We start from the raw sequence: 25,701 nt of genomic DNA, 5'->3' as shown, positions 1-25,701 counted from the left end.
TTAAGTTAAAGCTTGTTAACAAAAGCCCAAGTCAGGCGGTGCACGCTCGGTGCACGCCCTGTGCACGCATGTCACCCCCCCGGTTTGACGCTGCGCTCAAACGGTTAATGCCGCCAAACGCAGCGCATACCAAATGCAAACGCGCCCGTGATAATCTCACCGGCGCGCTCCTTATGCCCTTGAAAAATGAGTTTTTTCTCGTTCAGCCCTTAGTAATCGGTGGGCGCGCCGCCTTCGGCTTTGCGGCGCACCACAAAGGCTTCAAGCTCCTCGCGGATCGCCACATCCATGGGCGGTGCCTCAAAACTGGCGACAATCTCCTTGTAAAGGTGATGCGCCCGCTCCGGTGTCCAGACAGCTCCGGCCGCATCCCAGGCCTCAAAGTTGCGCCAGTCGCTCACAAACGGCTGATAAAAGGCCGTTTCATAGCGGTCTTGCGTGTGTTGCAGGCCAAAGAAATGCCCGTGCCCGCCCACTTCGGCAATGGCCTCAAGGGCAATATCATCCGGGGTTGTCGCAAAGGTTTGGGGCTCCATATACCTTTGAATTTGCTGCAAAATTTCGCAGTCCATCACGAATTTTTCAGGGCTGGCAATCAGCCCGCCCTCCAGCCAACCGGCCGCATGATAAACCATATTCGTCCCCGATTGCACCGCCGCCCAGAGGCTGTTGGAGGTCTCCCAAATCGCCTGCCCATCGGGCACATTGGCCGCGCAAACCCCCGAAGAGCGCATCGGCAATCCGTAAAATCTGGCAAGCTGCCCCGTCATCTGCGTGGCGCGCATATACTCGGGCGTGCCAAAGGCCGGCGCGCCGGATTTCATGTCAACATTGGAGGTAAATGTCCCAATCACACAGGCCGCTCCGGGCCGGATATACTGGGCCAAAGCCACCGCAATCAGCCCCTCTGCCAGGCTCTGCGCCACAGCCCCCGACATGGTCACAGGCGCCATCGCCCCCGCCAGCGTGAAGGGGGTCACAACCAGCCCCTGGTTGCGCCGCGCCAGCCGCATCCACCCGTCCAGCATCGGCTCGTCATGCTTGAGCGGCGAGGTCGAATTGATGTTGGTGTAAAGGCGCGGCTTGGCTTCAAACTCCTCATGGCTCAGCCCGCCGGCAATGCGCACCATCTCCATGGCATCTTCCACCCGCTCCTTGCCAAGCGAGTAGGTGTGCACCACCTTGTCAGTCAGCGTGAGCTTGTCATAGAGCACGTCCAGATGGCGGATACTGGCGTGAATATCCTGCGGCTCCACAGGGTAGCCACCGCAGAAATGGATGCAGTTAAAGTATTGGCTCAGCTTGATAAAATCTGCACACATCGCGCGCGTGCCGGTCATCTTGCGGCCCGTTTCCATTGTCCAGTAAGACGGCGGCGACGAGACATTGCCAAAGAGGATATGATCCTCACCCACGATCAGCTCGCGCTCCGGATTGCGCGGCGTGATCGTGAAAGAGCTGGGGGCAAGACCCACCATTTCCATGATCCAGTCGCGCCCGACGCGCACATTTTCACCACTGATCGTGGCCCCCGCCTCGCGGAAAATTTCCAGCGCTTCGGCATTGAGAATCTCGATCCCGATCTCTTCAAGAATGCGCATGGCCCCCTCATGGATCGCCAGAACGCCCTCCTCGGTCAGAGGCTCTGTGGGGCGGTCGATGTTCTTGGGCAAGCGCCATGGCATCTGCTCGATCACAGCGGCCCCGCGCCGCTCTGCCGCGCCTGCGCGTCCGCCACCGCGCCCTTTACGTCCTGACCGTGCCATGCCCGCCTCCTCTGCTCTGACAGGCTGATCAAACAGCGCTGAAACCGCGCCCGCCTGCCCATGAGCGACGGAAGCTGTCGGAAACAAGCGATGAAGCGGCGTTAAAACAGCGTGCCTTGTTCGGGTGGCTTCTCAGCCACGCCCGCGCGCTTGGCTTTGCCGCTCAGGCTCAGGCGGCCATCGGCAAATTCGATCTCCAGCGACCCCGCTTTTTGCGCCGCCGCTTTTGTCGTCACAACTGCGCCCCCGCCGCGCACCACAGCATATCCGCGCGCCAGCGTGGCCTTGTAACTCAGCGTTTCGCGCAGGCGGTCCGTGGCCTCGAGCCGCTCGCGCAAAGCCTTGATCTGGCGCGTGCCTGTTGTTCCAAACCGGTCGGTCAGCCGTTGCAAGTCATTGCTTTTGCGCGAAAGATCACGGCGCACCGCCGCAACATTCAGCCGCGCGCCAAGCCCTGCGAGCCGCTGCGCATCACTGCGCACCAGATGGTGCAAGACCGACGGGCGCAAACTGCCCGACGCCTCTGACAACGCCACGCGCCGCAACTGCACCCCGCGCACCAGCGCGGCGGGCAGCCTGTCGGCTGCGCGGTCAAGCCGCTGACGCGGCGCTTCCACCAGGCTCTCAAGGCGCGGCAACGCGCGCGCCAGATCCCGCAGGCGCTGGCCCCGCTGGCGCACCCCGTTTGAAAGCGCATGGCGCATCCGCGCGCCCTGATCACTGACCCAGGCCAGCAGCTCCAGCCGCACCGGCACAGCCAGCTCCGCCGCCGCCGTGGGCGTGGGCGCGCGCCGGTCGGACACATAGTCAATGAGCGTGGTATCCGTTTCATGGCCCACGGCCGAGATGAGCGGGATCTGCGAATCCGCCACGGCCCGCGCCACCACCTCCTCGTTAAAGCCCCAGAGGTCTTCGACAGAGCCCCCGCCGCGCGCCACGATGATCAGATCAGGCCGCGGCAAGGCCCCGCCGGGCGTAAGCGCGTTAAAACCCGCAATCGCGCGCGCCACTTCGCCTGCGCATTTTTCGCCCTGCACGGCCACGGGCCAGACCAGAACCTTGCGTGGAAACCTGTCGCGCAAACGGTGCAAAATATCGCGAATCACTGCGCCCGACGGTGAAGTCACAACGCCGATCACCTCAGGCAAATACGGCAAGGCCCGCTTGCGTTCGGGCGCAAACAGCCCTTCGGCAGCGAGCATCTGCTTACGCTTTTCCAGCATCGCCATCAGCGCGCCCACACCGGCGGGGCGGATCTCTTCAATGATGATCTGGTAACGCGACTGGCCTGCAAAAGTTGTCATCCGCCCGACGGCGACAACCTCCATACCCTCTTCTGGCTGCACCGGAAGCCGCGCTGCCACGCCCTTCCAGATGATCGCGTTGATGACAGATTTATCGTCCTTCAGATCGAGATAGAGATGGCCCGAGCGCGGCCGACTCACCCGGCCCACCTCGCCCCGGATTCGCACATGCGAAAACTCGCCCTCAATCACCCGCTTGATGGCGTTGGAAATCTCGGAAACCGAAAATTCGGGCGCATTGCCCAGATCACTGCCATCATCAATCAGGTCGGACATTTCGCCTCGCTTGTATCTCTTTGCCCGCCAGCTTAGAACGCGGGCGAAAGAAGGCCAAGCAGGAGTTGCGCGCATGAACATCCTTATCCTTGGAAGCGGAGGCCGCGAACACGCCCTCGCCTGGGCCACCGCGCAAAACCCCAAGTGCGACAGGCTTTTCGTTGCGCCCGGCAATGCAGGCATCGCCGAGCTGGCGACATGTGTTCCGCTGGATATCAACGATGGCGAGGCCGTTGTCGCCTTTGCCCGCGCCGAGGCCATCGACTTTGTCATCATCGGGCCGGAAGCGCCGCTGGCCGCAGGCGTGTCAGACGCGCTGCGCGCGGCCGGCATCCTCACGTTCGGGCCAAGTGCGGCCGCAGCCCAGCTCGAAGCCTCCAAAGCCTTCACCAAAGAGATTTGCGACGCCTCAGGCGCGCCCACAGCCGCCTATGCCCACTTTAGCGAAGCCGCCCCGGCGCGCGCCTATGTGCAGGCCCAAGGCGCACCGATCGTGATCAAGGCCGACGGGCTGGCCGCAGGCAAAGGCGTTGTTGTGGCCATGACCCTTGAAGAGGCCCTGAGCGCCGTGGACGATATGTTCGCAGGCAGCCTTGGCGCTGCGGGCGCGGAAGTTGTGATCGAAGAGTTCATGGACGGTGAGGAAGCCAGCTTCTTTGTGCTCTGTGACGGCGAAGAGGCCCTGCCGCTTGGCACGGCCCAAGACCACAAGCGCGTGGGCGAAGGCGACACCGGGCCAAACACCGGCGGCATGGGCGCCTACTCCCCCGCGCCGGTGATGAGCGAGGCGGTTGTGGCGCAGACGATGGAGGAGATCGTGCGCCCGACCCTGCGCGAAATGGCGCGCCGCGGCACGCCCTATCAGGGTGTTCTGTTTGTCGGGCTGATGATCAAGGATGGCAAGGCGCGGCTGGTCGAATACAACGCCCGCTTTGGCGACCCTGAATGCCAGGTGCTGATGATGCGCCTTGGGGCACAGGCTTTTGACCACATCCACGCCGCCGCCGAGGGCCGGCTCTCGGAGGCCAAGGTGCACTGGGCCAACGACCATGCGATGACAGTTGTGATGGCCGCCAAAGGCTATCCCGGAGCTTACAAAAAAGGCTCTGTGATCAAGGGGCTGGAGCCGCTGCCACGCTCCAGCACTCAGATGGTCTTTCACGCGGGCACAGCCTTTGCAGGAGAGGAGATCACCGCTGTGGGCGGGCGGGTTCTGGCCGTCACGGCGCGGGGAGACACGCTCCAAGAGGCGCACAGGCTGGCTTACGAAATGACCCGTCAGATAGACTGGCCTGACGGGTTCTTGCGCTCCGATATCGGCTGGCGGGCCTTGGGCTGATTTCGAATTTGGCTTCGCCCAATCCGACCAATGCGGGGGACTAGTCCCCCGCACCCCCTAGGATATTTTCAGCAATAAGAAAGCTGTATTCAAGAGCTCAGGCACTGGCGAGCATCCCACGGTCTTTCGCCAGATCACGCATTCGCTTTTGCAGCTTTTCAAAAGCGCGCACCTCGATTTGACGGATGCGTTCGCGGCTCACGTCATATTGGCTGGAGAGATCTTCCAGCGTTATGGTTTCCTCGCTCAGGCGGCGCTGGGTGAGGATGTCTTTCTCTCGCGCGTTGAGCACATCCATCGCCTCTGCGAGAAGCTCGCGCCGGGCTGTCATTTCATCGCGTTCCGCATAATCAGCGGCTTGATCGGCGTCTTCATCTTCCAGCCAATCCTGCCATTGCATGGTGCCTTCGCCTTCCGAGCCCACCGTGGCGTTGAGCGACGCGTCACCGCCGGAGAGGCGACGGTTCATCGAGATAACCTCGGTTTCTGTCACTCCGAGATCTGTGGCAATTCTCTGGACATTTTCGGGGCGCAAATCCCCTTCTTCCAATGCGCCAATGCGGGCCTTGGCCTTACGGAGGTTGAAGAACAGTTTTTTCTGGGCCGAGGTTGTGCCAAGCTTCACAAGGCTCCAGGAGCGCAGGATATACTCCTGGATGCTCGCGCGGATCCACCACATGGCGTAGGTCGCCAGACGGAAGCCCTTTTCCGGATCAAAGCGCTTCACCGCCTGCATGAGGCCCACATTGGCCTCGGAAATAACCTCGGCTTGAGGCAGCCCATAGCCACGGTAGCCCATGGCGATTTTGGCAGCGAGCCGCAGGTGTGACGTGACCATTCGGTGAGCCGCCTCGGTATCTTCCTGCTCGACCCAGCGCTTGGCGAGCATGTATTCCTCTTCAGGCTCCAGCAGCGGAAACTTGCGGATCTCCTGCATATAGCGGTTCAGGCCGCCTTCCGGTGTCGGTGCGGGCAGGTTTTTGTAGTTGCTCATCTCGTGCTCCCTCCCTTTATGTAACAGGGCTTAACATTGATGTAGGCACGCGGCGCTTATGTTTCAAGTCTGGCGCGCCTGCGGGGCTTCTTTCTTGTTGTCGGCCTGTGTCTTTACCCCTTTACGCCGCTTAAGCCCTGCGGGATCAATTTTTCAGGGCCGCCAGGAGGGCGCTCATATCGGCTGGAAGCTCTGCCTCAAAATGCAGCAACTCGCCGCTCACCGGGTGCGCAAATCCGAGGCTGGCCGCATGAAGCGCCTGGCGCGCAAACCCCTTCACCGCCGCCACAGCCTCAGCACCAAAGGCTTTCTCGCTGAGTTTGCGCCGCCCCCCATAGACAGGATCCCCCAGAAGACCGTGACCGGCATGGGCCATATGCACCCGAATCTGATGGGTGCGCCCGGTTTCCAACCAGCAATCCACCAAAGAAACCGAGGCCGGCGCGCCAAAGGCCTCAACCACCCTTGCCCGTGTCACCGCGTGGCGCGCACCCTCAAAAAACACCGCCTGCTTTTGGCGGTCATGCTTGTGGCGCGCCAGCTGGGTTGAGATTTTCATAACACCCGCCGCCTCAAAGCTCACCCCCCGCAAGCCGCTTAACCGCGGATCAGAGGCTTCGGGCACGCCATAGACCAGCGCCCGATAGTGCCGCGCAACTGTGTGCTTTTCAAACTGCACGGCGAGCCCGTGATGGGCCTGATCGGTTTTTGCAGCCACCAGAAGCCCGCTTGTGTCTTTGTCGATGCGGTGCACGATCCCCGGGCGGGCCACGCCACCCACGCCAGAAAGTGACTCCCCGCAATGGTGCATCAACGCATTGACCAGCGTGCCGTCCGGCGTGCCCGGCGCCGGATGCACGACCATGCCGGCGGGCTTGTTCACCACGATCAGCGCGGCATCTTCATAGACCACATCCAGCGCGATCGCTTGCGGCGTGATATGGCTCTCTTCAGCCGCCTCCAGCGTAATCTGGATAAGATCCCCCTCTTCCACCCGCGCCTTGGGGTTTGCGGCCAGTGTGCCGTTGACCCGCACAGCGCCCTGCTCCATCAGCTTGGCAAGGCGTGTGCGGCTCAAGGCGGCGGCCTCTGGCACATCGCGTGAAAGCGCCTTATCAAGGCGGGCAGGCGGGTCCGCCAATATCCGGAATTCTAGCGAGGCATGTGCCATGAATGAAACCCCCGAAGGCCAAGAGCAAATTGAAGTTGACCCAAGCCTCGTGCGCTACCTCAAACTTCTGGTAACAGCCCTTGCGGGGGTGATGATTGTCGGGCTTGTAGCGGTGATTGCCCTGCTTGTCATCCGCTTGCAGGCCGATGTGCCACCGCTGCCTGCGCGCATCAGCTTGCCCGAGGGCACAAAGGCCCAAGCCGTCACACAAGGCGAAAACTGGTTTGCCGTGGTCACGCAAGACGGGCGCATCCTGGTTTTTGCGCGCGACGGATCAACGCTCTTGCAAGAGATCACGGTTGAAGCGGGAAAGTAGTGGTACCACCTCCTGGTCTCGAACCAGGGACCTCCTGATCCACAATCAGGCGCTCTAACCAACTGAGCTAAGGCGGCACTGGGGGCGATTTAGCGCTCCACGCTTTCGAATGCAAGGGGCTTAAAGCGCGATTTCCCAGCTTTGTTCCACAAGATCGACACCAAAACTGCGCACAGGTTTTGACGAAACACAGCGCCAGCCTGCACGGGCATAAAGCGCACAGGCCGCTTTGTGGCTCTCATGGGTCCAGAGTTTCATCGCGCGGTAGCCCCGCGCGCGGGCAAATTCCATACATGTGCCCAGAAGCAGGCGGCCAAGACCCAGCCCGCGCGCCTCGGGCAAGAGCAGAAACAACCTGAGCTTGGCAGTGTTTTCATCAAGGCGCACACAAAAGATCGAGCCGAGGCGCTTGCCCGCGCGTTCGGCAATCCAGCCCCGCTCGCTGCCCGCATCATGGCTGGTGAGAAAATCGGCGATAATCTCGCTGACAAGCACTTGAAAGCTGGCGTCAAACCCCTCGTCACGCGCGTAAAGCAGCCCGTGCTGCTCGGCCAGCCAGCGCGCATCTTTGGCACCAAAGTCTCGCAAACTTATCCCGTTCATGGCAGGAGCCTGCCTGCGCTGCCCTTGCATCGCAAGCCAAAACTCGCTAGCTCAAAACCGCAACGAAGGAGAGCCGCCATGGGCATCAACACCGAACGCGACATCGAAGCCAATATGCAGATCGGCCCGACAGATCAGGGCATGGTGCGCATTTTTGTTGAGGCAGATGGTGTTGAAATCCCGATGGATTTCACACCTGAAGAGGCCGAAGAAATCGCCGAAGAAATTCGCGCGGCGGCCAAGGCCATCCGCGGCTAGGCCCTATAGCTTCGGATCGCGCAACCGGTGGTGACGGCGGGCCACATCGCGGGCAAATTTGAGCGTAACCTTCTTGCGCCGTGCCGCAGCAAGCTTGCTTTCCGGCCCCATGCGCACCACTTGCGCGCCATAGGCATCTGCCATGATCAGCCCGGTGTCATCCGGCAAGAGCTCCAACGGAAACGCCTCATCGACCGCCCAGAAAAACCGATCACACCACTCCAGGTAGCCCTCCCATTTCTGATCGGCCCTGAAATCCTCGCGGCTGGATTTGCACTCAATCACCCAAATCTCACCCTTTGGCCCAAGTGCCATCACGTCCACACGCTTGCCACGCTCCGGGACAAACTCTTCCACGGTTGCAAAATCATAGCTGCGCAAATGTCGGCACACACCGCGCGCCAGAAGCTGGCCCTGTTGTGATCTCTCAAAAATATCTGTCATGGCCTCATGGTGAACAAAATGTGAACGTCTATCAAGCCCGATTCGCGGCCAATGGCCCTTGCGCAGCCCCCTGCGAAGCCCTACCTATCGTTTGACGGCTTCTGCCCTTCTCGTTTACGGTTGCATTCCGGTGGCCTTAAGCAATTCCGAGGGAGTTGGCTCTGTCATGGCCCTGGCCATGTTACCTGACGCCCACCTGTACATACAGGTCCTCGGGAATGAGATAACCCAACGGCTGCGGTGGTTCCGTCACCACATTTTCTTGAAAAGAATGAGCGTTTAGGGGCGGCGGGCCTGTGGCTGGCGCTTTGGTGTCACGCGCACAGGCACCGGCTCAGCGAGATGCACAAGGCTGGGCGCGCGCGTGCCACCGCGTGGCTCGTCGTCATCGTCATCCTTTATGCGCATCACGGCGATGCCAAACTGCACACCGGCAAAAATAATCCCGTTTGACACCCAAAGGATCATGACCGCCAGGATACCCTTGTCCGAGGTGCTCACAAGATGCCAGAGATTGGCAATATTGAACCACAGCAGCATGGCCACAAACAGCCCGGCCAAGGCAAAGCCGATCGCGACATTCACAATATAGAGTTTGATGAGCTTGGGCATGAGCTGATTCCTTCTCTCAGCCTAAATCTAATCGGTGAACAAAAGGTTGCAAGCTTTCGCAGAAATTTCTCTCAACTCAGCCAAACGGCGCCGATCCACCAATCAGGCCGCTGCGCCCGAAGCGCCTCTGCGCCGCGCTCGGCGGCGCTGATCTCGTCAAACAGCGCAAAACAGCTGGCCCCGGAGCCTGACATGCGCGCAAGGCGCACGTCTTCAAGGCCCCAAAGGCGGTCCAGCACCTCATCAATCACCGGTGCAAGCGCGCGCGCCGGCACCTCAAGGTCGTTTCGGGTCTGCTCGGCCAGAAACCGTTGCAAGGCAGCGGCATCCGCAAAGCCGGGCAGCGCAGGCAAGCCTGGGTTTGTCTTGCTGTCCAGCCTCTCAAAGACGGCGGGCGTGGCCACATCCACCCGCGGATTGGCCAGAATTGCGGCCATGGGCGGCAGGGTCACATCCTCGATCAGCTCGCCCACACCGCGCATGAGACACGCCCGCGCCCGATAGCACACCGGCACATCCGCCCCCAGCTCGGCCAGCCTGGCCACATCGACAGCCTGCCCCGTCAGTGCCTCAAGCGCACGCAAAGCCGCCGCCGCATCAGAGGACCCCCCGCCCAGGCCGGCCGCAGCAGGCAGGTTTTTTTCCAGCTCAAACGCAGCCGTCTGCCCGGCCCAGGCTGCGGCTTTGAGCACCAGATTTTCAGGCCCCTCCGGCACAGCTTGTGCCATGGGCCCCTGCACATGCAGCTGCGCCACAGAGCTTCTGCGGGCGCGCAAGCTGTCTCCGATATTGGCAAAGACCACGAGGCTTTCCAGGCTGTGATAGCCGTCGGCGCGCTGCCCGGTCACATGCAGGGCAAGGTTAACCTTTGCCGGCGCAAAAGCGCGCGCCCAAACCGGCTGCGCGCCAGCTGCACCTGATTGCGGGCGCATATCAGCGATCGTCTTTCACAAGCTCAAGCGGTGTCGCGCCCTCTTCCTCAAGCACACGGTCCAGCCCAACCTCAAGCTTGCGCCGGATCCGCGCGGGGTCGGCATCCTCGCTCACCTCGCCATAGTCAATGAATGACAGGGCCCGCTTCCACTGGAATTGCGCCTCAAGCCGGCGGCCCACGGCCCAATAGACATCGCCCAGATGGTCGTTCACAACCGGATCTATCGACATCAGTTCTGCCGCCCGCTCCATATGCGGCACGGCCTCCTCAAAACGCCCAAGCCGGAACAGCGCCCAGCCAAGGCTGTCGATAATATAGCCGCTCTGCGGGCGCGCCGCGACGGCCTCCTGGATCATCTCCAGCGCCTCATCAAGCTTGATCTGTTTTTCAACCAGCGAATATCCAAGATAATTCAGCACGTTTGGCTGCCCCGGGCTGATCTTCAAGGCCGTCCGAAAATCGGCCTCCGCCTGCGCCCAATTGCCCAGACGCTCATGCACGATACCGCGGGTGTAATAGGTGCGCCAATCAGTGTTTTCGCGCCCCTCCCAAAGCGCGAGAGAGCGGTCATATGCCTCTGCGGCGCTCTCAAACCGCTCATCACTGCGCAGCAAATCGCCCAAAGCACTGTGCACGACGGGCAGCTGCCCGTGGCTCTGTGCCAGGCGCGTCAATACTTCAATCGCCGTATCCAGCTTGCCGGCCTCGCGCAGGCTCTCGGCGCGGCCCATTTCGGCCACATGAAAGGCCGGATGGCTGGCTGGCACCGCACGGTAAGCCGCAACCGCTGCCTCATATTGCCCCTGATCTTCCAGAAGTTGCGCCAACAGCAGGCTCGCATCCACAAAATCCGGGCGAATATGTTGCGCCACACGGGCAAACAACAAGGTGTCCGTGCCGCGCGGCTCCCCCGCGAGCGCCCCGGCAATGGTGAAAAACACCTCCGCGAGGCCTTCCTTGGGCCCGCGCAACACATCAAAGCGCAGCCCCTCGCCAGCGGTTATCTTGCTGCGCATCTGCACGATCTCAGGGTCTTGCGTCGCGCCGAAGCGGGCGTCCAGCAGCGCGAGCGCCTCTGTCGTCCGGCCAAGCTGGCTCAGGATCTGCACATGCGCCACAACCCCGCGCCGCGCGCCGATGATCGTGCCGGGTTGCCCGGCGCCAAACAGCGCCTCGGCGGCCTCAAGATCGCCCACCAGCGCCAGCGCCAGCGCTTTGTGATACATGCCAAAAGCACGGGTGCCGCTGGCCTGCGTCACCGCATCAAACTCGATCAGGGCAGCGCGCATATCGCCCCGGCCCACAAGCGCCCAGGCCTTGACCAGCCGATCCACAAGATCGCCCATCAGCCGTTGTGCATCAGCGCGCGCAATCAGCGCATCATAGGCCCCTTCGGCCCCTTCAACGGCGGCCAAAGCCATCTGGCCAATCTGGCTTTTGTGGCCATTGGCTTCCATCTGGCGCGCCACGACTGCCGCGCGCTCAAACTGGCCCAGCGCCACCTGTGCCAAGACGAGCTCTTCCATCAAGCTGATGTTGGATGGATCGCGCGTCAAAGCAATGGTGAAATAGCGCGCTGCTGTGCTGTAATCATTGGCAAACTGGGCCTGCCGTGCTGCCAAATATGCGCCCGAAAAGCTCCCTGCGACGGCGGGCAGCGGCGCAGCCAAAACCCCGGCAAGCCCCACCAAAAGCGCCACCTGTCTGAAAGCTGTCAACATCCCTGCGGCCCTCTTGCCATTAATATCCAGCCCCCAACCTAAACATGAAAGCCGTAAACGCAAGGTGAAGGCCTCCCGGCCTCACTCCAAGCGGCACATCACTGCCCAAGTGCGGCGCGCAGGGAGCACACCAGCGGCTGCCCCTCAGGGATCGTCCCGCTGGCCTGCCGCCTTGGCACCCCAGCGCCACACACAAAAGGGGTGGGGTCAGCCCCCGCCCGTTTTGCGTTACATGTTCGGATAGTTCGGCCCATCGCCCCCCTGAGGCGTTGTCCAGTTGATGTTCTGGCTCGGGTCCTTGATATCACAGGTTTTGCAGTGCACGCAGTTCTGGAAGTTGATCACGAACTGGTCCTCGCCATCCTTCTCAACCACCTCATAAACACCCGCAGGGCAATAGCGCTGCGCAGGTTCTGCGTATTTCGGCAGGTTGATCGAGATCGGCACAGAGGCATCCTTGAGCTTCAAATGCGCAGGCTGGCTCTCCTCGTGGTTGGTCATCGAGAAGCTCACGTTCGTGAGGCGGTCAAAGCTCAGCGTGCCATCGGGCTTGGGATAATCAATCTCTTTATGCGCCGCCGCAGGCTCGGTGCTGTCGGCGTCGTTCTTGCCGTGCTTCATGGTGCCAAAAAGCGAGAAGCCGAGCGTGTTTGTCCACATATCCAAGCCCCCCAGCACAAGCGAAGGCAGCAAGCCCCACTTGGACCACATCGGCTTCACATTGCGCACCTTCTTGAGGTCCTTGCCGATCGCGCCTGTGCGCACCTCGGCCTCGTAAGCGGCCAGCTCGTCGCCCGCGCGGCCCGCGGCAATCGCTTCATGCGCCGCTTCAGCCGCCGCCATGCCCGAGAGCATCGCATTGTGGTTGCCCTTGATGCGCGGCACGTTGACCATGCCCACAGAGCAGCCCAAGAGCGCCACACCCGGCGCAACCATTTTGGGCATCGACTGATAGCCGCCCTCTGAAATGGCCCGCGCGCCATAAGCCACGCGCTTGCCGCCCTTGAGCAGCTCGGCCACCATCGGATGATGCTTGAAGCGCTGGAACTCCATATAGGGGTAAAGATGGGGGTTCTTGTAGTTGAGATGCACCACAAACCCGACATAAACCTGATTGTTCTCAAGGTGATAAATAAACGAGCCGCCACCCGCATTGCCGCCCAAAGGCCAGCCCATCGTATGGGTCACACTGCCCTCGCGGTGCTTCTCCGGGTCGATCTCCCAAATCTCTTTCATACCGAGGCCGTATTTCTGCGGCTCATGGCCCTCGGCGAGGTTGTATTTGGCAATCACCTCTTTCGCGAGGCTGCCGCGCACACCTTCGGAGAGGAACACATATTTGCCGTGCAGCTCCATGCCGGGCTCATACCCGTCCGACTTGCTGCCATCGGGGTTCAGGCCGAACTCACCCGCCACAACACCCTTCAGCCGCTCGCCCTCATAGACCAGTTCGCTACAGGCCATGCCTGGGAAAATTTCGACACCTAGCGCTTCGGCCTGCTCGGCCATCCAGCGGGTGACATTGCCCATGGAGACAATGTAATTGCCGTGATTGTTCATCAACGGCGGCATCGGGAAGTTGGGAATGCGCATCTCGCCCGCTTCACCCAGCATATAGAAGTTGTCTTCCTTCACAGGCACATTCAGCGGCGCGCCCTTTTCCTTCCAGTCAGGGATCAGCTTGTTAAGCCCGCAAGGGTCAAGCACCGCGCCGGAGAGAATATGCGCGCCCACTTCGGAGCCCTTCTCCAGCACGACAACATCCAGCGTTTCATCAAGCTGTTTGAGGCGGATCGCAGCCGACAGGCCCGCAGGCCCCGCACCAACGATCACAACATCATATTCCATAGTCTCGCGGGCTGTATCGGACATGTTCTTTTCCCTTCCTGCGCGTGTTGGGTAACAAAATTTCACGCAGAATTACATGGCATCAAGTCACCACGTCAATCGCAGCCGGACCGATTATTGGCCAATCTGCAAAGTTTCCACACGTCAGTCGCCAAATTCGCGCTATTGCTGCGCCCCGACCATTCCCCTATTGCAAGACAACCCCTCTCTGAGACAAACTGCTCCAAACCGACGCAAGGCAGCGCAAACCGCGCCGCTCCATCCGCAATAGGCGACAATAAAAAGACAAAAGGCAGTGTAATGGACAAATTTCCAATGACACGCGCAGGCCATGCTGCGCTTGAGGCTGAGCTCAAAACCCTCAAATCCGTCGAGCGCCCCGCGGTGATCTCGGCCATCGCCGAAGCGCGCGAACTGGGCGATCTGAAAGAAAACGCCGAATACCACTCCGCGCGCGAAAAACAGGGCTTTATCGAAGGGCGCATTCAGGAGCTTGAAGCTGTGTTGAGCCGCGCCGAGGTGATCGACCCGGCCAAGCTTTCCGGTGCCGTAAAGTTTGGTGCCACGGTCACGCTGGTCGATGAAGACACCGACGAGGAGAAAACCTGGCAGATCGTCGGCGAGCATGAAGCCAATATCGAAAAGGGTCTGCTCAACATGAATTCGCCCATCGCCCGCGCTCTGATCGGCAAAGACGAGGGCGACAGTGTCGAGGTGCGCACCCCGGGCGGAGAGCGCAGCTATGAAATCCTGAAAATCACCTTCGCCTGATTGTAATTGTAAGAGTGCGCCATGTCAGAGCCTCAAGAACCACGTCCGACCCAGCTCGGAATCTACGACCGCCCCGCCGCTGAAAAAATCACCTCTATCGAAATCATCGCGCTGGTGCTGTCTGCTCTCTGGTTGTTGGGCGCGGTGGTGTTTTTTGTCGTCCTGCCCGCACCCTCCGGCGCAGACGACGCGACAAGCAGCAGCGAAGGCCCGCTGCGTTTCATGATGACCATGCTGGCCATCTTCATGCCGGTGGGAATGATATGGGTGGCCGCAACCGCCGCGCGCTCCTCCAAGATCATGCGCGAGGAAAGCCAACGCCTGCAAGCCGCGATTGATGCGATCCGCCACGCCTATATCGTCCAAAGCCACGCAGGGCGCGTCGGGTCAGAGCCTTCGGTGGCGCGCAAACTGGATGAAATCGCCGCGGCCCAGCGCAAAACAGAAAGCGCCCTGGCCACCTTTACCTCCACGCGCGACCCGCGCGCCAAACGCCCCGCGCCACACCCACAGGCCGAGGCCGCGCAAACCTCTCTGCCGCTTGGCACCTCCGCCGAAGACATGGCCCCCGCAATCGGCCGGGAAGACTTCATCCGCGCCATCAATTTCCCCGAAACAGCCGAGGATACACAGGGCTTCACCGCCTTGCGCCGCGCGCTCAAGGATAGGGCCGTCGCCGGTCTCGTGCAGGCCGCTCAAGATGTGCTGACCCTGCTCAGCCAAGACGGCATCTATATGGACGATCTCACCCCCGATATGGCCCATCCGGATGTCTGGCGCAAATTTGCCGCCGGCACGCGCGGCCGCGAAATCGCCGCCCTTGGCGGGGTGCGGGACCGCTCGTCCCTGGCGCTCACAGCCGGGCGTATGCGCGAAGATCCGATCTTCCGGGACGCCGTGCACCACTTCCTGCGCCGGTTTGACAAAAGCTTCGTGCAATTTGAAAGCGAGGCCAGCGACAGCGAAATCAGCGCGCTCGCCGCCACCCGCAGCGCCCGCGCCTTCATGCTGCTTGGCCGCGTTACAGGCGTGTTTGACTAAACAGGCAAGCCCGCCTGCGCGCGGCGGCTAGAGAAAACTGCTGTAAGGCACAAAGCGCACCGGATCGCCCGGCGTGATGTTGCAGGCCGCTTCCGGCAGCTCGACCAGCCCCTCCGCCCAGCTCAAACCACTGATGCGCCCTGAGCCCTCGGAGGCAAAAATCTCCACAACACCCGCCCGCACGCGGGCGCGCAAAAACTCGGTTCGCCCGGGTTTCTTGCGCTTTTCAAACCCGGCCGGCAGCGCGTAACCCTCCGGGGTCTGCCAGCCCCGCCCGGCCAAAACGCCCATCGCGGGGCGGGCAAAAATCAAGGCGCAAACCAAGGTCGCAACCGGGTTGCCCGGCAAGCCGAATACCGGCACCCCCCCCCAAAGCCCCAGCGCCAAAGGACGCCCGGGTTTCATGGCAATCCGCCACTCCTGAAGCGCCCCCTCGGCCTGCAACAGGGCAGACACATGGTCTTCCTCACCGCTGGAGGCCCCTCCGGAGGTCAAGATCACGTCGCACTGCGCCACCGCCGCATCCAGCCGCTGCTTGAGCGTCGTGCGACTGTCTTCCACGCGGCCCAGATCAACGGGCAAAAAGCCCATATCGCCCACCATCGCCAGCAGCATCACCCGGTTGGCATCATAGATCTGCCCAGGCCCCGCCGCCGCGCCCGCCTCCACAAGTTCGTCTCCTGTTGAAAGCACCCCAACCCGCAGCAGCTGACAGACCGGCAAGGCCCCCAGCCCGGTTGCCGCCGCCAGCGCCAGATCTGCCGGGGTCAGCCGCCGCCCGGCGCGCAATATCCGCTCCCCGGCCTGTTTGTCTTCGCCCGCCTTGCGCGTGTTGGCCCCCGGTTTGATCCCGCCACGAAAGGCAAGCATGGCCTCAGTGGCGGTGACATCCTCCTGAAGCACCACCGTATCAACACCCTCAGGCAGCGTCGCCCCGGTCAGTATTCGCAGGGCCGCACCAAAAGGCACCGCCCCATCAAAAGGCACACCTGCAGCGGCCCGCCCGGGCACGCGCGGCAAGTGATGCACCGCCTCTGTGCCCAATGCGTCAAAGGCAAAGCCATAGCCATCTACCGCCGCATTGGGCTGCGCCGGATGGGCGCGCAGCGCGGTGACATCCCGCGCCAGAATCCGCCCACAAGCGGCCTGCAACGGCAGGCTTTCCTCGGCCACAACCCTGTGCAAACGCGCCGACAGCCGTGTCAGGGCCTCTGAAACAGGCGTCCAATCCACCCCCGCCGGCAGCGCAAAACAATCATCGCGCAGAGGCGGCGGAGCCAGATCCGATGGCCGATCCGATAACCGGTTCGTCAGTCCCTCCGATGGTTCGTCTGGCCTGTGCGTGCCCTGTTTCACAGCGGATATCTGTGCGGGCTCTGCAAGCCCCACCTCAGCCAGGATAAAATCCGCAATCGCGCAGGTGTCATCCAGCGCAAACACCGGTGTCTGAAGGCTGCGCAGCTCCTGCGCGGCGGGGCTGTCAGACGCCACGGCCCGCACCGTCGCATCCTGCGGCGCGATCAGCGGGTTGCCAGTCTCGGCGCGATGGGCCTCAACCTTGGGGTGCACATCGCGCTTATAACCCTCGATCAACACCAGATCGACATCCCCCATCCGCGCCAGAAGCGCCTCAAGGCCCGGCTCCTCTGCTCCGCGCATCTCCTGCATCAACGCCACCCGCTTGCGCGAGGCCAGCACCACCTCGCTGGCCCCGGCCGCGCGGTGGCGATAACTGTCCGTGCCGGCGTGGTCCACATCAAACGCATGATGTGCGTGCTTCACCGTTGACACCCGAAAGCCGCGCCCGGTGATCTCGGCCACAAGCCGCTCCATGAGCCCTGTCTTGCCCGCATTCTTCCAGCCGACAACCCCGTAAATCTTCATAGCATCGCCTCGGCCTGCGCCAGCTCGTCTGGTGTGTTGATATTGAAAAACGCCAATGTCTCAGGAAATTCGGCCATCTGCCCACCGTGGCGATCGGTCCAGAGCACAACCTTGCGCAAGCCGCCTGTGAGCGCCGCGCGCAGATCCTCGCGCAGGGCCACGGGCCAAAGCCCAAACGTCGGTTGGCGTCCGTCAGGCGTGCAAGCCAGCGCGAGCGGATGCGCCATCCCTGCGCAAGCCGCCATAAGCCGCGCCACCAAATCTTGTGGGAAGAAAGGCGTGTCCCCCGCCGCCGTCACAATGCTCTCATGCCCCGCCTGCGCAGCCCAGTCCAGCCCCGCAAGCACGCCCGCCAGCGGGCCTGCAAAGCCGTCCACACTGTCGCGCACAACAGGCAGATCAAAACCCGCAAAACGGCTGGCATCGCCGTTGGCATTGAGCGCCAGCTCTGCCACCTGCGGCTGAAGCCGTGCCACAATCCCCGCAAGCATCGGTGCGCCGCCCAGGGGCAGCAAGCACTTGTCGCCCCCGCCCATCCGCGTGGCCAGACCGCCCGCCAGAATAACCCCTGCCGGCTGTTTCATTCGGCCCCCTTCCGCGCGCTCTTCTTCGGCTCGTCCGGCACGCTGGCCGGGTCAATATCCCAGACAAGCCGCTCCTCCCCGCTCAGGCAAACAAAGCGCTGCCCACGCATCCGCCCCACCAACGTCAGCCCGACCTGGCGCGCAATTTCCACGCCCCAAGCGGTAAAGCCCGAACGCGAGACAAGCGCCGGAATGCCCATCAGCGCGGTTTTGATCACCATCTCGCTGGTCAGCCGCCCGGTTGTGTACAAAAGCTTGCCCTCAGGGCGCACCCCCTCGCTCAGCATCCAGCCGGCAACCTTGTCAACTGCGTTGTGCCGCCCGACATCTTCCATGTAAACAAGCGGTTGCCCGCCCTCACAGAGCACCGTGCCGTGAATGGCCCCGGCGCTGAGATAGATTGAAGGGGTGCGGTTGATCTTGCTCGCCAGCGCGTAAAGCTCAGAGAGCTTCACCGCGCTCAGAGGCAGGCGCAAGCCCTCCAGCCCTTCCATCATATCGCCAAACACCGTGCCCACAGCGCAGCCCGAGGTGCGGGTCTTTTTGGTGAGTTTTTCCTCAAAGCGCGTCACCTGTTCGGTGCGCACCACAACGGCTTCGGATTCCGCGTCATACTCCACCCCCAGCACCGCGTCGGCGTCGGTAATCATGCCCTGATTGCGCAGAAACCCGAGCGCGAGATATTCGGGATAATCGCCAATGGTCATCGCCGTGACAATCTCGCGGGCGTTCAGGAAAATCGTCAGCGGCCGCTCCTCCACCACATTGATCTCGGTCAGCGCCCCCGTTTGGTCGCGCCCCGTCACACTGCGGGTCAGCCGCACCGCCTCAGGATCGGGCGCGAGGATATAACCCTCCGTCTCACTGCTCTTGCCCAATTTACTCTCCCTTGGAAACGCGCTAGCCCTTTGGCCTCAATGTAAGGGCAAGCCATGCGCGCAACCACTCCAAAATCACCCCTCAAACAGGGGATAAGCGACGCAGCCCCCTTCATTCTCGTCGTCTCGCCCTTTGCGCTCGTTTTTGGCGTCGTCGCAACAGAATCAGGTCTCAGCATTGCAGAAGCCCTGCTTTTCTCCGTCGCCGTCATCGCGGGCGCGGCCCAGTTCACCACTTTGCAACTGCTCAATGAAAACGCCCCTGCGGTCATTGCCCTGCTGTCGGGCCTTGCGGTCAATCTGCGCATGGCGATGTATTCGGCCTCGCTCACGCCCTATCTCGGCGCAGCGCCCCTCTGGCAACGCGCGCTCATCGCCTATCTCACGGTTGATCAGTCCTACGCCTGCTCCGTTGCCGCCTATGAGCGGAATGCAGGCTGGAGCCTCAGCCAGCGTGTGACCTATTTCTTTGCAACCTGCCTGCCGGTCATCCCCTTCTGGTATCTGATGACGCTTGTGGGCGCGCTCATCGGCGAGAGCATCCCCGAAAGTGCCGCGCTCGACTTTGCCGTGCCAATCACCTTTCTCGCCCTCATCGCGCCCATGCTGCGCACGCCCGCGCATCTGGCCGCCGCGCTGGTCGCCAGCCTCTCGGCGCTCGCGCTCACATGGGTGCCCTTCAACCTCGGCCTGATCATCGCGGCCAGCCTTGGCATGGTCGTCGGTGCGCAAGCCGAGCTGATCCTCAAAAAGCGTGGGGTCATGGCATGATAGAACGCCCCGAGCTTTGGTATGTCATCGCAGGGCTGGCCCTGGGCAGCTTCCTGTTGCGCTTTGCCTTTCTTGGTTTTGTCGGCGACAGGCCCCTGCCCGAATGGCTGCTGCGCCATTTGCGCTACACGGCGGTGGCCGTTCTGCCGGCGCTGATTGCCCCCATGATCCTCTGGCCCGCAGCCACAGATGGCAGCTTTGATCTGCCCCGGGGCCTCGCGGCCTTTGTCACGCTGGCGGCAGGTCTGTGGTTTCGCTCTGTCATCGTCTCGATCACAGCCGGCGCGGCCACGCTTTATCTGGGGCTGTATCTTCTGGGGTGAGGCAAAGCTTTAGTTGAGCTTGACCTTGCTGGGGTCATAGGCCGCCAGATTGGCATCGTCATATTCATAAAGCCGCCGCTCGGTCACGCCCTCAAAGGCTGCGAACTGCTCGGCCAAAGCCTTGGGATACCAGCCCACCTTGATGCTCTCAAAGCCGGGCAGTTGTTGCAGGATGCGCGAGGTCGTCAGCGCACATTGGGCATCCGCAACATTGCCATGGCCTTTGACCAGCCCAAGCGCCATTTCTGCAACCTCCGGGCTCACCTCAAGCTCCTGCACAACCACATGGAAGGTCTGACGGGCGTGATAGCGGGTATAGACATCCGCAACCTGCGGATTGATCCCGAAGAGCACATCATGGCGCTCAGGGATCGCCGGATGATGGAACGTCCCGGCAGGGTCCCAAATCACCCGCTGGCTGGCGTTGATCATCAAAGCGCTGTGCGCCCCGGCGCCCGAGCGGTTGTTGATCATGGTGAAAAGGGTCAGCTTGGCTGGCCCTGCCGCCCGGTATTGCACCCGCGCGAGCTCTTCGTCCGAGGACCATTTGGCAGGTTTGGAACAGGCCGAAAGAGCCAAAGCCACTGCAAAAATCAGGAAAAACTTGTTAAAAGAACTCAAAAACTTATCCGTTCACCATGTAAACGAAAATAAGCGCCAGAATGATAACAATCGTTGTGCGGGTCACCCAAGTCATGAAGCCGCTGAAAGTATCTTCTTGCACTTTTGTGTCCATCTCGCCGTGCTTGTGATCGCTCATTTCTGTCTCCTGCGTTCGCGTTTTTTGCTCCTTACTGTATTTGCCAGCGCCTGTCACTATATTGCCGCCCCGGCGCGACACTTTTGCCGCGCGCTCAGCTCGCCTCGTCTTCCAGGGCGCGGGCCAGCCGAAAGCCGATCCGCACAGGCTCTGCCGCTTTGGGGGCCTTGGGCAGGGCGCGCAACATCACATTGAGCTGGCTGACATGCTGGACAAGCTGGGTCTTGGCCCCGCTGGCGTCGGAGCCATAAAAGGTCACCATATCTGGGTCAAAAAACCCCATCCCCTCGATCCGCAGAACCCCGGCGTCCGCCCCTGTGAAGCCCATGGCAACCTCATGTTCGTTGTCCAGCTGGGCTTCAAACGCCTGAATATAGAGCACCAAGCGTTCATGGGCCCATTCGGCAGGGCTTTTTTGGGCCACCGGCTTTGATGTGAGCGAGACAGGCTGCCCAGCCCTTGGTGGGGGCGCAGTGCAATGGGCTTCGTGCCGTTTTGGAAGCGCCGCCGCTTCCATCGCCTCTGCAGAAGTTACAATTGCATCACCCATCTCACACCACCCTCTCGGCGCACGGCCTTACGCGCGTTTTTGCCAAAGATAGGCCCCATCAGCGCGCAGCACACGCGCCACACGGCCTTCCCTGTGCAAATGATTAAGGTGTGCGACAGCTTCCACAAGGGCCAAACCGTAGGTTCCCTGGTCAATTTTTCGTTTGAAGAGGACAGAGAAGCACTCCGCTGCCGTCTTGGGTTCGCTCAGAAACGCTGCCAGACGGTCCAGCCCGTGCTCGTGATTCTCCTTCAGCTGGCGCATCCGGAAAGGCAGCCCCGTAAAGGGACGCTTGTGGCCCGCCAGAACGATATGCTCTTCACGCGCCAGCGCCGCAAACCGCTCGCAAGAGGCAATCCACTCCCCCACAGGGTCGGCCTCCGGCTCGGTGGGGTAAACGCCAATGTTGGGGCTGATCGAACAAATGATCTGATCACCCGACAACACCAGATTGTCCTCGCGGCTCCAGAATGTGAGGTGCTCAGGCGCATGGCCGTTGCCCTCGCGCACATCCCAGCTGCGCCCACCGGCCCTGAGCACATCGCCCTCTTTCAGCCGCGTGTAGCCCACAGGGATGGGCGCGCAGACATCGGCAAAGTTATAGGGCCGCTCGGCCACGCGCTTGGCCAGGATTTCAGGGTCCATCCCGGCCCGCTTCCAGAAGTCGACTGCCTGCGGCGTGACCGCATCTTCCTCATCCAATATCAACATCCGGCTCATCAGCCATGCGGTGCGCGAAGCCCAGAGGCTTGCGCCACGCGCCATAAACCAGCCCGCCATGCCGATATGGTCGGGGTGATGATGGGTCAGGATCACACGGCTCACCGGCTTGCCGCCCAGCGCCCCTTTGAGCAACTCTTCCCAGATCGCCACAGAACGCTTGCTGTGAAAACCCGTGTCCACAAGGGTCCAGCTGTCGCCCTCGTCAAGCGCATAAACATTGACATGATCCAGCACCATCGGCAGCGGCAGCCGGATCCAGAGCACCCCCGGGGCCACTTCCATCCAGCCGCCGGGGGCCGGCGGCTCAGGCCAGGGGTAGCGCAGCCCTTGCACAGGTGCACTCATGTCAGGTGCACTCATGCCAGGCCCAACTCGTCCACGCCCAGCGCATACAGGTCATCCGCCCCCTGCATGGCGTGGTCCAAAAGTGCCTTATGCTCGGGCAACAAACGGTTGATATAAAACCGGGCCAGCTTGCTGCGGGGGCCGTTTTCGCCCTCGGCCACAGCCGCCCGCAGGTGGTAATAACCGCCCAAAACCCGCGCGTAGGCGCTCAGAAACGGCACCGCGCCCGCAAAGCGCTCGGTGAGGTCTTTCTGGCTGACCATCCACTCGGTCGCCTCGCGCAGGGTCTCGGTTGCGTCCCACAACAGCCCGGCCATGCGCGGACGCGTGGCGCGGGCGGCTTCGGCGAAAGCCTGCATCTCGTCCACCAGCCCGTGCGCGGCCTCGCCACCGTCCATCAGCTTGCGCCCCACAAGGTCCATCGCCTGAATGCCGTTGGTGCCTTCATAGATCGCCGTGACTCGCACATCGCGGCTGTATTGCGCAGCACCCGTCTCCTCGATAAAGCCCATGCCGCCGTGCACCTGCACGCCCATTTCGGCCACCTTGATCCCGGTGTCAGTGCCAAATGCCTTGGTGATCGGGGTGAGCAGACCGGCCCGCGCCTGCCACTCGGCTTCGCCGGTGGCATGGGCCAGATCAATCGCCACCGCATTGGCCAGCGCAATCGCGCGCGCCGCGAACACCTCGGCCCGCATGGTTGTAAGCATCCGGCGCACATCGGCATGATCCACAATCGCCCCGCGCCCCCCGGGCGTGGCCCCCTGCTTGCGCTCGCAGGCATAGGCCAGGGCCTTCTGATAGGCCGCTTCGCCTACGCCGATCCCCTGACATCCCACACCAAGGCGGGCATTGTTCATCATGGTGAACATCGCCGCCAACCCGGCATTGGGCGCCCCGACCATCCAGCCCGTCGCGCCGTCATATTGCATCACGGCCGTCGGGCTGCCGTGCAGACCCAATTTATGCTCAAGGCTCACAACCTTGAGGCTGTTGGCCACACCGGCCTCACCGTTTTCATCGGGAATGAACTTGGGCACCAGAAACAGGCTGATCCCCTTGGTGCCCGCGGGCGCATTGGGCAGGCGCGCCAAAACCAGGTGGCAGACATTTTCGCTAAAATCATTGTCCCCCCAGCTGATGTAAATCTTCTGGCCGGTCACCGCATAGGTTCCGTCTCCGTTGTCCTCGGCCTTGGATGTGAGCGCGCCCACATCACTGCCGGCTTGCGCCTCGGTCAGGTTCATTGTCCCGCACCAGGCCCCCGAAACCAGCTTGGGCAGATAAATCGCCTTGATCTCGTCAGATGCATGATGCTCCAGCGCCTCGATCTGGCCCTGGGTCATCAACGGGTTGAGCTGGATACTCAAACAAGCGCCGCTCATCATTTCATTGACCGCCGTTGTCACCGTCATGGGCAGCCCCATGCCCCCATATTCGGGGCTGGCGGCCACCGACACCCAGCCGCCCTCGCGAATGGCGCGATAGCCCTCGGCAAAGCCCTTTGAGCTGCGCAGAACACCGTTCTCCAACCGCGCGGGGTCCTGATCGCCAAGCCGCTGGAGCGGGGCAAGCACCTCTTCGCACATCCGTCCTGCTTCGCTGAGAATCGCGTGGCTCAAGTCGTGCGTGGCCTCCGAAAACTGAGGCGTGGCACTGACCTGGGCATAATCCACCACATGTTCGAGAATATAATCATAGTCCTGGACCGGAGCTCGATACCCCATATGCCTCTCCTCATCTTTCAAAAGCGCCACTTGGCTTTGCCTACCCTCTCACTTACAAGCTTTCCCACCCCAGTTCTGCAATAACGCGGCGTCATGACTTTGGCCAAGACACATCTCCTGCCCGCCACGGACGCGGGCATCGCACAGGCCGCTGCCACGCTGGCCAAAGGCGGGCTTGTCGCCCTGCCCACAGAGACGGTCTATGGCCTCGGGGCCGATGCGCGCAACGGCACGGCCGTCGCCGGTATCTACGCAGCCAAGGGCCGGCCCAGCTTCAACCCGCTGATCGTGCATGTGCCCGATATCGCCGCCGCTCAAAACTATGTGCAGTGGAACGAGGCCGCCACGCACCTCGCCGCGGCCTTCTGGCCTGGCCCGCTCACCCTCGTGCTACCCCTGCGCGAAGGCCACGGCATCGCCTCGCTCGTTACCGCAGGCCTAGACAGCCTCGCCATCCGCTGCCCCGCACATCCCGTTGCGCGAGCGCTTCTGGCCGGTTTTGACGGGCCAATCGCTGCGCCCTCGGCCAACCCTTCGGGCAAGATCAGCCCCACCACCGCCGCGCATGTGCTCGGCGGGCTGGAGGGCAGAATAGAGGCCGTGCTGGACGGCGGCGCTGCCGCAATCGGGCTGGAAAGCACCATTGTGGGCCTCACCAGCCCCATCCCCACGCTGCTGCGCCACGGCACGATCACCGAGACCCAGATCAGCGCTGTGTTGGGTAGGCCGCTGGCGCAAGCCACCACCCCTGCCGCCATCACCGCGCCGGGGCAGCTCAGCTCGCATTACGCCCCCGAAGCCCACCTGCGGCTCAATGTGCAAAGCCCGCGCCCCGGCGAAAGCCTGCTGGGTTTTGGCCCCGTGACAGGCGCAACCTGCAACCTCTCGGCCGTGGGCGATCTACAAGAAGCGGCGGCAAATCTCTTTGCCATGCTGCGCAGGCTGGATGAAAGCGCGTCCCAAATTGCGGTCTCCCCCATTCCGGATGAGGGCATTGGCCGTGCGATCAACGATCGCCTTACCCGCGCCGCCGCGCCGCGCGCACCCAGGCAGGGCTAACCCGGCCCAGCAACGAGCGAAGTCAGGCATGACCGGCTGTGGCCGAGAGCAACAGCGGATCAACGCCCAGCGTCTTGAGCGCGGCGCTCCATTTTTCAGCTCCGCCTCCCGCAAAGACAAAGGCCGCATCCGCCGGTGCCGTCAGCCAGCCATTGGCGCGCAGCTCCTGCTCCAGCTGTCCGGCCCCCCAGCCGGCATAGCCAAGGCACACCAGGGCCTCGCGCGGGCCTGTGCCCGTAACCATATCCTCCAGCACATCCAGCGAGGCGCTCAAGCGCACCCCCTCAAGCACAAGGTGGGAGGACTGACCGGACACATATTCGCCAGAATGCAGCACAAAGCCGCGCCCCATCTCGACGGGGCCGCCAAAATGGACGGGGCGGCTGGCTTCGGGTGGGCCCAGCGAGAGCTGCTCGCACAGCGCCGCAAAAGAGACCTCGCGAGAGGGTTTGTTGAGCACAAGCCCCATGGTGCCATCCGGGGAGTGTTCGCAAATCAGGATCACGGCACGTTCAAAGCGCGGATCGCCTATCGCGGGCATGGCAATCAATAGTTGGCCAGTCAGATCACTCATGGGGCGCGGACCTCTGTGTTGCGGGTTGGGGCACCATAGCCAAGCCTGCACCCGCCTCACAAGGCCCGCTCTGTGGTGGCAGCGAAATCTTTCTCGCTGCTTTGTGAGTTGCCTGCGCAGCCGGT

At 62.2% G+C, this 25,701-nt stretch carries 27 protein-coding genes and 1 tRNA gene; 8 read left to right on the top strand and 20 right to left on the bottom strand.

Features of this window, described 5'->3' with window-relative positions; genetic code table 11:
• Nucleotides 1-209: 209 nt before the first annotated feature.
• Both Q0478_RS04975 and xseA read right to left on the bottom strand, forming a co-directional pair.
• The gene (locus tag Q0478_RS04975) at nt 210-1,766 is read right to left on the bottom strand and encodes a trimethylamine methyltransferase family protein (protein ID WP_298676799.1); all 1,557 of its coding nucleotides are present in this window, start codon (nt 1,764-1,766) and stop codon (nt 210-212) included.
• Nucleotides 1,767-1,867: 101 nt separating this feature from the next.
• The gene (gene xseA / locus Q0478_RS04970) at nt 1,868-3,346 is read right to left on the bottom strand and encodes an exodeoxyribonuclease VII large subunit (RefSeq protein WP_298676798.1); all 1,479 of its coding nucleotides are present in this window, start codon (nt 3,344-3,346) and stop codon (nt 1,868-1,870) included.
• A gap of 73 nt (nt 3,347-3,419) precedes the next feature.
• On the opposite strand from xseA, the gene purD reads away from it, so the two are divergent.
• On the top strand, nt 3,420-4,685 hold the full coding sequence (gene purD / locus Q0478_RS04965; protein ID WP_298676796.1) for a phosphoribosylamine--glycine ligase: 1,266 nt from the start codon (nt 3,420-3,422) through the stop codon (nt 4,683-4,685).
• A 97-nt stretch (nt 4,686-4,782) separates the two neighbouring features.
• On the opposite strand, the gene rpoH is transcribed toward purD, so the two are convergent.
• The gene (gene rpoH, locus Q0478_RS04960; protein ID WP_298676795.1) at nt 4,783-5,679 is read right to left on the bottom strand and encodes an RNA polymerase sigma factor RpoH; all 897 of its coding nucleotides are present in this window, start codon (nt 5,677-5,679) and stop codon (nt 4,783-4,785) included.
• Between the two features lie 145 nt (nt 5,680-5,824).
• Complete coding sequence (locus tag Q0478_RS04955; RefSeq protein ID WP_298676793.1) at nt 5,825-6,850, bottom strand: RluA family pseudouridine synthase; 1,026 nt, start codon at nt 6,848-6,850, stop codon at nt 5,825-5,827.
• On the opposite strand from Q0478_RS04955, the gene Q0478_RS04950 reads away from it, so the two are divergent.
• On the top strand, nt 6,849-7,166 hold the full coding sequence (locus tag Q0478_RS04950) for a DUF6476 family protein (protein ID WP_298676791.1): 318 nt from the start codon (nt 6,849-6,851) through the stop codon (nt 7,164-7,166). The two genes, Q0478_RS04955 and Q0478_RS04950, sit on opposite strands and share 2 nt — an antisense overlap.
• Here Q0478_RS04950 and Q0478_RS04945 read toward each other — a convergent pair.
• Both Q0478_RS04945 and Q0478_RS04940 read right to left on the bottom strand, forming a co-directional pair.
• A tRNA-His gene (locus Q0478_RS04945) sits at nt 7,167-7,243 on the bottom strand.
• A 43-nt stretch (nt 7,244-7,286) separates the two neighbouring features.
• Entirely contained in the window at nt 7,287-7,799 is a 513-nt protein-coding gene (locus Q0478_RS04940; protein ID WP_298676789.1) for a GNAT family N-acetyltransferase, read from the bottom strand.
• A 48-nt stretch (nt 7,800-7,847) separates the two neighbouring features.
• Between Q0478_RS04940 and Q0478_RS04935 the strand changes: the two genes are divergently transcribed.
• The gene (locus Q0478_RS04935) at nt 7,848-8,027 is read left to right on the top strand and encodes a DUF6324 family protein (protein WP_298676787.1); all 180 of its coding nucleotides are present in this window, start codon (nt 7,848-7,850) and stop codon (nt 8,025-8,027) included.
• Between the two features lie 3 nt (nt 8,028-8,030).
• Here Q0478_RS04935 and Q0478_RS04930 read toward each other — a convergent pair whose 3' ends face one another.
• From Q0478_RS04930 to Q0478_RS04910, 5 genes are all read right to left on the bottom strand, one after another.
• Nucleotides 8,031-8,471, bottom strand: a complete 441-nt coding sequence (locus tag Q0478_RS04930; protein WP_298676785.1) for an MmcB family DNA repair protein — start codon at nt 8,469-8,471, stop codon at nt 8,031-8,033.
• Between the two features lie 279 nt (nt 8,472-8,750).
• Entirely contained in the window at nt 8,751-9,083 is a 333-nt protein-coding gene (locus tag Q0478_RS04925; protein ID WP_298676783.1) for a hypothetical protein, read from the bottom strand.
• Nucleotides 9,084-9,154: 71 nt separating this feature from the next.
• On the bottom strand, nt 9,155-10,015 hold the full coding sequence (locus Q0478_RS04920; RefSeq protein WP_298676781.1) for a 4-(cytidine 5'-diphospho)-2-C-methyl-D-erythritol kinase: 861 nt from the start codon (nt 10,013-10,015) through the stop codon (nt 9,155-9,157).
• Nucleotide 10,016: 1 nt separating this feature from the next.
• The gene (locus Q0478_RS04915) at nt 10,017-11,738 is read right to left on the bottom strand and encodes a tetratricopeptide repeat protein (RefSeq protein WP_298676779.1); all 1,722 of its coding nucleotides are present in this window, start codon (nt 11,736-11,738) and stop codon (nt 10,017-10,019) included.
• A gap of 228 nt (nt 11,739-11,966) precedes the next feature.
• A complete protein-coding gene (locus Q0478_RS04910; RefSeq protein ID WP_298676777.1) occupies nt 11,967-13,610 on the bottom strand; it encodes an electron transfer flavoprotein-ubiquinone oxidoreductase in 1,644 nt (547 codons plus the stop codon).
• Between the two features lie 276 nt (nt 13,611-13,886).
• Between Q0478_RS04910 and greA the strand changes: the two genes are divergently transcribed.
• Together greA and Q0478_RS04900 are read left to right on the top strand one after the other, a co-directional pair.
• The gene (gene greA / locus Q0478_RS04905; RefSeq protein ID WP_298676775.1) at nt 13,887-14,357 is read left to right on the top strand and encodes a transcription elongation factor GreA; all 471 of its coding nucleotides are present in this window, start codon (nt 13,887-13,889) and stop codon (nt 14,355-14,357) included.
• 21 nt (nt 14,358-14,378) lie between these two features.
• Complete coding sequence (locus Q0478_RS04900) at nt 14,379-15,398, top strand: hypothetical protein (RefSeq protein WP_298676774.1); 1,020 nt, start codon at nt 14,379-14,381, stop codon at nt 15,396-15,398.
• Between the two features lie 27 nt (nt 15,399-15,425).
• Here the strand turns inward: Q0478_RS04900 and Q0478_RS04895 are convergent, their stop codons facing one another.
• Genes Q0478_RS04895 through Q0478_RS04885 form a run of 3 tightly spaced genes read right to left on the bottom strand, consistent with a single transcriptional unit; the run spans nt 15,426 to nt 18,744 of the window.
• A complete protein-coding gene (locus Q0478_RS04895; RefSeq protein ID WP_298676773.1) occupies nt 15,426-17,282 on the bottom strand; it encodes a bifunctional molybdopterin-guanine dinucleotide biosynthesis adaptor protein MobB/molybdopterin molybdotransferase MoeA in 1,857 nt (618 codons plus the stop codon).
• Nucleotides 17,279-17,866 (bottom strand): molybdenum cofactor guanylyltransferase MobA, encoded by a 588-nt coding sequence (mobA, locus tag Q0478_RS04890; protein WP_298676771.1) that lies wholly within the window; start codon nt 17,864-17,866, stop codon nt 17,279-17,281. Before mobA ends, Q0478_RS04895 begins: the two co-directional genes overlap by 4 nt.
• A complete protein-coding gene (locus tag Q0478_RS04885) occupies nt 17,863-18,744 on the bottom strand; it encodes a formate dehydrogenase accessory sulfurtransferase FdhD (RefSeq protein WP_298676770.1) in 882 nt (293 codons plus the stop codon). Before Q0478_RS04885 ends, mobA begins: the two co-directional genes overlap by 4 nt.
• Nucleotides 18,745-18,798: 54 nt before the next feature.
• Here Q0478_RS04885 and Q0478_RS04880 point away from each other — a divergent pair, with 54 nt between their 5' ends.
• Together Q0478_RS04880 and Q0478_RS04875 are read left to right on the top strand one after the other, a co-directional pair.
• The gene (locus Q0478_RS04880; RefSeq protein ID WP_298676768.1) at nt 18,799-19,515 is read left to right on the top strand and encodes an AzlC family ABC transporter permease; all 717 of its coding nucleotides are present in this window, start codon (nt 18,799-18,801) and stop codon (nt 19,513-19,515) included.
• Nucleotides 19,512-19,838, top strand: a complete 327-nt coding sequence (locus tag Q0478_RS04875; protein ID WP_298676766.1) for an AzlD domain-containing protein — start codon at nt 19,512-19,514, stop codon at nt 19,836-19,838. Before Q0478_RS04880 ends, Q0478_RS04875 begins: the two co-directional genes overlap by 4 nt.
• Nucleotides 19,839-19,847: 9 nt before the next feature.
• Here the strand turns inward: Q0478_RS04875 and Q0478_RS04870 are convergent, their stop codons facing one another.
• The 5 genes from Q0478_RS04870 to Q0478_RS04850 all read right to left on the bottom strand — a co-directional run bounded on the left by Q0478_RS04870 (nt 19,848) and on the right by Q0478_RS04850 (nt 23,943).
• Nucleotides 19,848-20,459: a hypothetical protein gene (locus Q0478_RS04870; protein ID WP_298676764.1), complete on the bottom strand. Its 612-nt coding sequence runs from the start codon at nt 20,457-20,459 to the stop codon at nt 19,848-19,850.
• Nucleotides 20,460-20,463: 4 nt separating this feature from the next.
• Nucleotides 20,464-20,598, bottom strand: a complete 135-nt coding sequence (locus tag Q0478_RS04865; protein WP_298676762.1) for an aa3-type cytochrome c oxidase subunit IV — start codon at nt 20,596-20,598, stop codon at nt 20,464-20,466.
• 94 nt (nt 20,599-20,692) lie between these two features.
• Entirely contained in the window at nt 20,693-21,148 is a 456-nt protein-coding gene (locus Q0478_RS04860; RefSeq protein WP_298676760.1) for a DUF6173 family protein, read from the bottom strand.
• A gap of 27 nt (nt 21,149-21,175) precedes the next feature.
• Nucleotides 21,176-22,231, bottom strand: a complete 1,056-nt coding sequence (locus tag Q0478_RS04855; RefSeq protein ID WP_298676758.1) for an MBL fold metallo-hydrolase — start codon at nt 22,229-22,231, stop codon at nt 21,176-21,178.
• A complete protein-coding gene (locus Q0478_RS04850) occupies nt 22,228-23,943 on the bottom strand; it encodes an acyl-CoA dehydrogenase (RefSeq protein WP_298676756.1) in 1,716 nt (571 codons plus the stop codon). Before Q0478_RS04850 ends, Q0478_RS04855 begins: the two co-directional genes overlap by 4 nt.
• Before the next feature lie 93 nt (nt 23,944-24,036).
• Here Q0478_RS04850 and Q0478_RS04845 point away from each other — a divergent pair, with 93 nt between their 5' ends.
• A complete protein-coding gene (locus Q0478_RS04845; RefSeq protein WP_298676754.1) occupies nt 24,037-25,002 on the top strand; it encodes an L-threonylcarbamoyladenylate synthase in 966 nt (321 codons plus the stop codon).
• A gap of 22 nt (nt 25,003-25,024) precedes the next feature.
• Here the strand turns inward: Q0478_RS04845 and Q0478_RS04840 are convergent, their stop codons facing one another.
• Nucleotides 25,025-25,576: a YqgE/AlgH family protein gene (locus tag Q0478_RS04840; protein WP_298676752.1), complete on the bottom strand. Its 552-nt coding sequence runs from the start codon at nt 25,574-25,576 to the stop codon at nt 25,025-25,027.
• Nucleotides 25,577-25,701: the final 125 nt, after the last annotated feature.

Origin of the sequence: uncultured Lentibacter sp., assembly GCF_937123735.1 — a bacterium.
Classification (GTDB): Bacteria; Pseudomonadota; Alphaproteobacteria; order Rhodobacterales; family Rhodobacteraceae; genus Lentibacter.
The sequence above is the reverse complement of the archived record's forward strand: the minus strand, read 5'-3'. Positions and strand labels throughout refer to the sequence as shown.

Bases quoted from the DNA above. Each gene is read 5' to 3' on its own strand.
- Q0478_RS04950 (WP_298676791.1), top strand. From the start codon at position 6,849: ATGAATGAAACCCCCGAAGGCCAAGAGCAAATTGAAGTTGACCCAAGC.
- Q0478_RS04940 (WP_298676789.1), bottom strand. From the start codon at position 7,799: ATGCAAGGGCAGCGCAGGCAGGCTCCTGCCATGAACGGGATAAGTTTG.
- Q0478_RS04900 (WP_298676774.1), top strand. From the start codon at position 14,379: ATGTCAGAGCCTCAAGAACCACGTCCGACCCAGCTCGGAATCTACGAC.
- Q0478_RS04860 (WP_298676760.1), bottom strand. From the start codon at position 21,148: ATGGGTGATGCAATTGTAACTTCTGCAGAGGCGATGGAAGCGGCGGCG.
- Q0478_RS04915 (WP_298676779.1), bottom strand. From the start codon at position 11,738: ATGTTGACAGCTTTCAGACAGGTGGCGCTTTTGGTGGGGCTTGCCGGG.
- Q0478_RS04845 (WP_298676754.1), top strand. From the start codon at position 24,037: ATGACTTTGGCCAAGACACATCTCCTGCCCGCCACGGACGCGGGCATC.
- Q0478_RS04875 (WP_298676766.1), top strand. From the start codon at position 19,512: ATGATAGAACGCCCCGAGCTTTGGTATGTCATCGCAGGGCTGGCCCTG.
- Q0478_RS04850 (WP_298676756.1), bottom strand. From the start codon at position 23,943: ATGGGGTATCGAGCTCCGGTCCAGGACTATGATTATATTCTCGAACAT.
- Q0478_RS04930 (WP_298676785.1), bottom strand. From the start codon at position 8,471: ATGACAGATATTTTTGAGAGATCACAACAGGGCCAGCTTCTGGCGCGC.
- purD (WP_298676796.1), top strand. From the start codon at position 3,420: ATGAACATCCTTATCCTTGGAAGCGGAGGCCGCGAACACGCCCTCGCC.
- Q0478_RS04910 (WP_298676777.1), bottom strand. From the start codon at position 13,610: ATGTCCGATACAGCCCGCGAGACTATGGAATATGATGTTGTGATCGTT.
- rpoH (WP_298676795.1), bottom strand. From the start codon at position 5,679: ATGAGCAACTACAAAAACCTGCCCGCACCGACACCGGAAGGCGGCCTG.
- Q0478_RS04880 (WP_298676768.1), top strand. From the start codon at position 18,799: ATGCGCGCAACCACTCCAAAATCACCCCTCAAACAGGGGATAAGCGAC.
- Q0478_RS04925 (WP_298676783.1), bottom strand. From the start codon at position 9,083: ATGCCCAAGCTCATCAAACTCTATATTGTGAATGTCGCGATCGGCTTT.
- greA (WP_298676775.1), top strand. From the start codon at position 13,887: ATGGACAAATTTCCAATGACACGCGCAGGCCATGCTGCGCTTGAGGCT.
- Q0478_RS04920 (WP_298676781.1), bottom strand. From the start codon at position 10,015: ATGCGCCCGCAATCAGGTGCAGCTGGCGCGCAGCCGGTTTGGGCGCGC.
- mobA (WP_298676771.1), bottom strand. From the start codon at position 17,866: ATGAAACAGCCGGCAGGGGTTATTCTGGCGGGCGGTCTGGCCACGCGG.
- Q0478_RS04840 (WP_298676752.1), bottom strand. From the start codon at position 25,576: ATGAGTGATCTGACTGGCCAACTATTGATTGCCATGCCCGCGATAGGC.
- Q0478_RS04855 (WP_298676758.1), bottom strand. From the start codon at position 22,231: ATGAGTGCACCTGACATGAGTGCACCTGTGCAAGGGCTGCGCTACCCC.
- Q0478_RS04935 (WP_298676787.1), top strand. From the start codon at position 7,848: ATGGGCATCAACACCGAACGCGACATCGAAGCCAATATGCAGATCGGC.
- xseA (WP_298676798.1), bottom strand. From the start codon at position 3,346: ATGTCCGACCTGATTGATGATGGCAGTGATCTGGGCAATGCGCCCGAA.
- Q0478_RS04865 (WP_298676762.1), bottom strand. From the start codon at position 20,598: ATGAGCGATCACAAGCACGGCGAGATGGACACAAAAGTGCAAGAAGAT.
- Q0478_RS04955 (WP_298676793.1), bottom strand. From the start codon at position 6,850: ATGGCACATGCCTCGCTAGAATTCCGGATATTGGCGGACCCGCCTGCC.
- Q0478_RS04895 (WP_298676773.1), bottom strand. From the start codon at position 17,282: ATGAAGATTTACGGGGTTGTCGGCTGGAAGAATGCGGGCAAGACAGGG.
- Q0478_RS04975 (WP_298676799.1), bottom strand. From the start codon at position 1,766: ATGGCACGGTCAGGACGTAAAGGGCGCGGTGGCGGACGCGCAGGCGCG.